Genomic DNA, 5,581 nt, shown 5'->3' on the forward strand with positions numbered 1-5,581 from the left:
GCCGATAGCAGACACACTTTTTGAGCCTTAACCCAGAACGGTAGCAAAAACGCCCCGCGTAGAAACGCGGGGCGTGAAATTTGCGGAGGATGTGGGATTTGAACCCACGAGGGTCGTGAAACCCGCACGCGTTCCAGGCGTGTGACATAGGCCGCTAGTCGAATCCTCCAGCGAACAACCTCCCCGGCATGCACCGGCGAAGCGTCTTTGGACATGGTAATGCACACACCCCACAGCGCCAAAACGGCAGGTGGGGCGCGCAGGTTGTGTTCTCACGCGAGAGATGGCTACAGTGTCAGGCAGGATCTCACGCGGTGTTATCTTGTGAACTCCCCCAGGGCGGGAACGCAGCAAGGGTCAGCGAGCTCTAGCAGGTGCGTGGGGTCCCTTTTTCATGTTCGGGGACGGATAGGCCGCTACGATGGTGGGCACGCAAAATTCGCCTTCGAACATCTGGAGTGATGATGTCTCTCAAGGACCTGGACGCAGCCCAGTTCAACGAACTCGCCGAGCGCACTCGCGCACAGTACGAGGAACTCAAGGCCCGAAACCTCAACCTGAACCTGACGCGTGGCAAGCCGTCCGCAGAGCAGCTCGGGTTCTCTGACGCGTTGCTGTCGCTGCCGGGGGCGGACGACTACACCGACAAGACCGGCGCTGACGTGCGCAACTACGGCAACCTCGACGGCATTGCGGACATCCGCGAGCTGTGGGCCGGGGCCCTCGGCGTCGCTCCGGAGAACGTCGTCGCGGGTGATTCCTCGAGCCTGAGCATCATGTTCGACCTCGTCTCCTTTGCCTACATCTGGGGCACCAACGACTCGCCGCGCCCCTGGAAGGGCGAGGAGACCGTCAAGTGGATCTGCCCGGTGCCGGGCTACGACCGCCACTTCACCATCGTCGAGCACTTCGGCTTCGAGATGATCCAGGTGCCGATGACCCCGACCGGCCCCGACATGGACCTCGTCGAGGAACTGGTGAAGGACCCGCAGGTCAAGGGTATGTGGTCGGTGCCGATCTTCGGCAACCCCACCGGCATCACCTACTCCGCCGAGACCATCGAGCGTCTCTGCGCCATGGAGACCGCCGCGCCGGACTTCCGCCTGATCTGGGATAACGCGTACGCCATCCACACGCTGACCGACGAGTTCCCGGACAACCCGAACGTCCTCGAGATCTCCGCGAAGCATGGCAACCCGAACCGCTTCTGGTACATGTCGTCCACCTCCAAGATCACGCACGCCGGCTCGGGCGTGGCGTTCTTTGCCTCCTCCAAGGAGAACCTGGACTGGTACAACAGCCACGCTGGCGTGCGCGGCATCGGGCCGAACAAGGTCAACCAGTTGGCACACGCTCGCTTCTTTGGCGATGTCGACGGCCTGCGCGCCCACATGCTCAAGCACTCCGGTTCGCTCGCCCCGAAGTTCGAGGCTGTCATCGGCATCCTCAAGGAGCGCCTCGATGAGTACGGCGTCGCGGAGTGGACCGAGCCGACCGGCGGCTACTTCATCTCCCTGGACGTCAAGGACGGCTCCGCCAAGCGCGTCTGGGAACTGGCCAAGGAAGCCGGCATCACCCTGACCAAGGCCGGCGCATCCTTCCCGGGAGGCATCGACGAGCACGACGAGAACATCCGCCTCGCACCGTCCCTGCCGCCGCTCGACGAGGTCCGCACCGCCATGGACGGCGTGGCCACCTGCGTGCTGCTCGCCTGCATCGAGGCGCATGAAAACTGATCAGGTCGCAGCATGGCTCGGGTCCTTCATGGACATCGAGCTCATGCTTATCGACGACGCCGCCGTCGCCCTCACCACCATCAACTCCACCCCCGCAGCCTGCACCGTCGGCTTCTCCCAAGTCGACACCGGCCTGGTCATCGACGGGGATGGGGCGACTGATGTGCGGTGTGAGATTGTGACGGTAGGTGGGGTCGTCGATAAGCAATTGCCCGGGCGCGCCGTCGTTGCCGCAGCCCGTGCCATTGAGCGCCTCGGCATCCCCGCACAACCCGGCGTGCTGCTCGAAGGCGCCCTCGACGAGCTCGGCACCACCGCACGCCACGGCTGGCTGCGCGAACCCGAACTCTTCGACCGCGGCACACCGCTATACCGCGAACCCGACAGGCTCACCCTGCTGCTCGAACTCGTCGCGCTTACCGACGACGAATACACCATCGCCCGCGACCAAGGCCTCGACGTACTAACCCGCAGGCTACGACGCCGCGGCACCAACACCACCGAATGGAATCGCGAGGCCGAGTAAGGTAGCCCGCGTGGCTCTGTACAGGAAATACCGCCCCGCAACATTCGGCGAAGTCGTCGGGCAAGAACAAGTAACGCGACCGTTGTCCACCGCGCTGGACAACAACCGCATCTCGCACGCCTACCTGTTCTCCGGCCCACGAGGCTGCGGCAAAACATCATCCGCCCGCATCCTCGCACGCTCACTCAACTGCGCCGAAGGACCAACCTCCACCCCCTGCGGCGTATGCCCCTCCTGCGTCTCCCTCGCCCCCGGCGGCAACGGAAACCTCGACGTCATGGAAATCGACGCGGCCTCCCACGGCGGCGTCGAAGACATGCGCGACCTGCGCGAACGCGCCCTATACGCACCTAGCGACTCACGCTACCGCGTCTTCATCATCGACGAAGCCCACATGATCTCCAAAGAGGGCAACAACGCGCTGCTCAAAATCGTCGAAGAACCACCCGCCCACCTCATCTTCATCTTCGCCACCACCGAACCCGAAAAGATGCTGGGCACCATCCGCTCGCGCACCCACAACTACCCATTCCGCCTGCTCGCGCCCCAAGCCATGCGTTCCCTCCTCGAGCGCATCGTTGCCGACGAAGGCGTCACCGTCGACGAAAACGTCTACCCCCTGGTCATCCGCGCCGGTGGCGGCTCCCCGCGCGACACCCTGTCCATCCTCGACCAGCTGCTCGCCGGAGCTGGACCCGACGGCCTGACCTACGAACTCGCCCTGCCACTGCTGGGCGTCACAGACCTTACACTTCTCGACGCCGCCGTCGACGCCATCGCATCCGGCGACGGCTCCGCCATGTTCCGCACCATCGACGAAGTCATCGAATCCGGCCACGAACCCCGCCGCTTCGCCCTCGACCTCCTCGACCGCATGCGCGACCTCCTCCTGATCCGCACCGTCCCCGACGCATTCGGGCAAGGGCTTGTCGACGCCCCCACCGACCGCTCCGAAATCCTCAAACACCAAGCCGAACTCTTCACCCCCGCCCACCTGTCCGCCCTGGCCACCGAAGTCAACGACCGACTCCCCGACCTCGCCGGCGCCACCTCGCCCCGCCTGCTCCTCGAAATCATGATGGCGCACCTCCTCACCGTCAGCGTCGGCGGCGGCGCGGTGGGCGCGGCGCCGGGTGCGGCGGGCGCTGGTGTCGGTGCTGGTTCTGGTGCTGTTGGCTCTGCTGGTTCTGCTGGTGCTCCCTCCGGCAACGCTGGCGCAGCTGGCGGGGGAGGCGCTGCCGCCGCCGCAGCCGCTGCAGCCGCCGCTGCAAGCTCCCGCACCGCCTCGCGCAAACCCACACCCGCGCCTGCGCCTGCTCAACCGGCATCCGAGCCGCGAGCGCAGCAGACGCCGCCACCCGAACCACAGCAGCCGGCGTCGGAACCGCCGCACGAACCCGCGCCGCAACCGGAACCGCAGCGTGAACCCGAACCTGCCCAACCCGCGTCGCAGCAACCCGCGCCGCAACAGGCCACACCACAACCGGACACGGACGACCTGTACCAGCGCATCGAACGCGACTGGACCCGCCTGCGCCAATCCGTCGGCGCACGCAACCAGGTCGCTGAAATCATGCTGACGGAAGCGAAACCCCTCGGCTTCGACAACGACACCCTCGTCGTCGGCCACCACACCGGAGCACTCGCTGACCGGATCAACGCCGAACGCAACAACGCAGACATCGTCGCAGTGTTCACCGAGAAGCTCGGTACGCCAATCAAGGTCCGTTGCGTGGTCGGCACCAACCCCGACGCCGCCCACATCAAGCGGCCAGAACCGAGGGAGGTGTGGAATCCGGAAGAGGGGTCGTCGACAAGCGAAAAGCCCGAAGACCCTGCCCCCGCCAACAGTTGGCAAGCCGCCGTCGCCGCAGCCAGCCAAAAGGCCGCCGAACGCGCCAAACGCGAACGCGACGACATCCCACCACCACCCGAACCCACCGAACCCTTCGAAGAAGCCGAACCCGAATACACACGCGAAGACGAAGAACGCGACATGGCCCAAGAAGCACGCGACGGAGAACGAACCGCCGACCGCCGCGACGCCACCGAAGTCGCCATGGACCTCCTCGCCGCCGAACTCGGAGCCAAACCCCTCTAAGCGACGCGTACAATGGCCCACGGAGCTTTACCAACAAACGAAAGGTTGCAACCATGACCCAGCCACAGGACATGCAGGAACTCATCCGCCAAGCCGCCGAAGTGCAGGCCGCACTCCAGCAGGCACAGATGGAACTGCTGCAGACCGAGGTCACCGGCACCGCAGGCGGCGGCCTCGTTGCCGTCACCATGACCGGCGGCGCCGAAATCACCGACCTGACCATCAAGCCGGAAGCCGTTGACCCGGAGGACGTTGAGACGCTGCAGGACCTCATCCTCGCCGCATACCGCGACGCCCACGACCAGGCCGGCAAGCTCGCCGAAGAGAAGATCGCCCCGCTGACCGGCGGCGCAATGGGTGGCGGCGCACCGCAGGGTGGCGCCCCGCAGGCAGGCCCGGGCGAGATCCCGTTCGGCGGCATCGTCTAACCTGTCGCTTCCCGCGTCCGGCCGGCTTGGTCGGGCGCGTTTTTCATGCCACGAAAGGAACCCCCGCGTGTTTGAAGGACCGCTGCAAGACCTTATCGACGAATTCTCGCGCCTCCCCGGCATCGGCCCCAAGTCCGCGCAACGTATCGCGTTTCACTTGCTGAAGACGGAGCCAGAGGACATCGATAGGCTGCGCGCCGCCTTGGCCGCCGTGCGCGACGGGGTGACGTTTTGTCGCATCTGCAACAACGTCTCGCGCGAGGAAGTGTGCCGCATTTGCGCCGACTCGGGCCGCGACAAGTCGCTGGTGTGCGTGGTGGAAGACGCGAAGGACATCCAGGTCATTGAGCGCACGGGGGAGTATTCGGGCCGCTATCACGTGCTTGGCGGGTCGTTGGATCCGTTGGCGAATGTCGGCCCGAAGGATCTGGCCATCGCGCCGTTGTTGCAGCGCATTGGCGGTGTGCTTGACGACGTCGACGGCGCCGACAACCCCGACGTCACCGAAGTCATCTTGGCCACCGACCCTGATACGGAGGGGGAGGCGACGGCGTCGTATTTGGCGCGTCTGTTGAAGGACTTCCCGTCGCTGACGGTGTCGCGCTTGGCGTCGGGTATGCCGCTTGGCGGGGACTTGGAGTTTGTCGACGAGCTGACACTCTCCCGCGCGTTAACCGGGCGCCTCAAGCTGTGATTTGTGGATAACTCTTTACTTTTCGACGACTCCACGCCCAGTTATCCACAGGCCAGGTGCATTTTCTGCGCCGGGCGTTTAGCGTTTTGGGTATGA

5 protein-coding genes, 1 tRNA gene and 1 other RNA gene are annotated in these 5,581 nt (G+C 65.1%); 6 read left to right on the plus strand and 1 reads right to left on the minus strand.

Annotated features, from left to right (window positions below):
• Positions 1-83: 83 nt before the first annotated feature.
• Positions 84-169, minus strand: a tRNA-Ser gene (locus HMPREF2734_RS09940).
• Positions 170-298: 129 nt separating this feature from the next.
• On the opposite strand from HMPREF2734_RS09940, the gene ffs reads away from it, so the two are divergent.
• The 6 genes from ffs (at position 299) to recR (ending at position 5,485) form a co-directional block, all read left to right on the plus strand.
• Positions 299-394, plus strand: an RNA gene (ffs, locus tag HMPREF2734_RS09945) — signal recognition particle sRNA small type.
• Between the two features lie 70 nt (positions 395-464).
• Complete coding sequence (locus HMPREF2734_RS09950) at positions 465-1,736, plus strand: aspartate aminotransferase type Ic (protein ID WP_070570857.1); 1,272 nt, start codon at positions 465-467, stop codon at positions 1,734-1,736.
• Positions 1,726-2,262, plus strand: coding sequence for a hypothetical protein (locus HMPREF2734_RS12110; protein ID WP_070570739.1), 537 nt, complete (start codon positions 1,726-1,728; stop codon positions 2,260-2,262). Before HMPREF2734_RS09950 ends, HMPREF2734_RS12110 begins: the two co-directional genes overlap by 11 nt.
• 10 nt (positions 2,263-2,272) lie before the next feature.
• Positions 2,273-4,363 carry a DNA polymerase III subunit gamma and tau gene (locus tag HMPREF2734_RS09960; protein ID WP_070570741.1) on the plus strand — a complete coding sequence of 697 codons (2,091 nt, stop codon included), beginning with the start codon at positions 2,273-2,275 and terminating at the stop codon, positions 4,361-4,363.
• 53 nt (positions 4,364-4,416) lie between these two features.
• Positions 4,417-4,791 (plus strand): YbaB/EbfC family nucleoid-associated protein, encoded by a 375-nt coding sequence (locus HMPREF2734_RS09965; RefSeq protein WP_070451098.1) that lies wholly within the window; start codon positions 4,417-4,419, stop codon positions 4,789-4,791.
• 67 nt (positions 4,792-4,858) lie between these two features.
• A complete protein-coding gene (gene recR / locus HMPREF2734_RS09970; protein WP_070570743.1) occupies positions 4,859-5,485 on the plus strand; it encodes a recombination mediator RecR in 627 nt (208 codons plus the stop codon).
• The last annotated feature ends 96 nt before the right edge of the window (positions 5,486-5,581 follow it).

This window comes from Corynebacterium sp. HMSC055D05 (assembly GCF_001810365.1).
In the GTDB taxonomy this organism is placed as follows: Bacteria; Actinomycetota; Actinomycetes; order Mycobacteriales; family Mycobacteriaceae; genus Corynebacterium; species Corynebacterium coyleae.

What these genes read in the sequence shown, in the direction of transcription:
- HMPREF2734_RS09950 (WP_070570857.1), top strand. Translation starts at nt 465, where the DNA reads ATGTCTCTCAAGGACCTGGACGCAGCCCAGTTCAACGAACTCGCCGAG.
- HMPREF2734_RS12110 (WP_070570739.1), top strand. Translation starts at nt 1,726, where the DNA reads ATGAAAACTGATCAGGTCGCAGCATGGCTCGGGTCCTTCATGGACATC.
- HMPREF2734_RS09965 (WP_070451098.1), top strand. Translation starts at nt 4,417, where the DNA reads ATGACCCAGCCACAGGACATGCAGGAACTCATCCGCCAAGCCGCCGAA.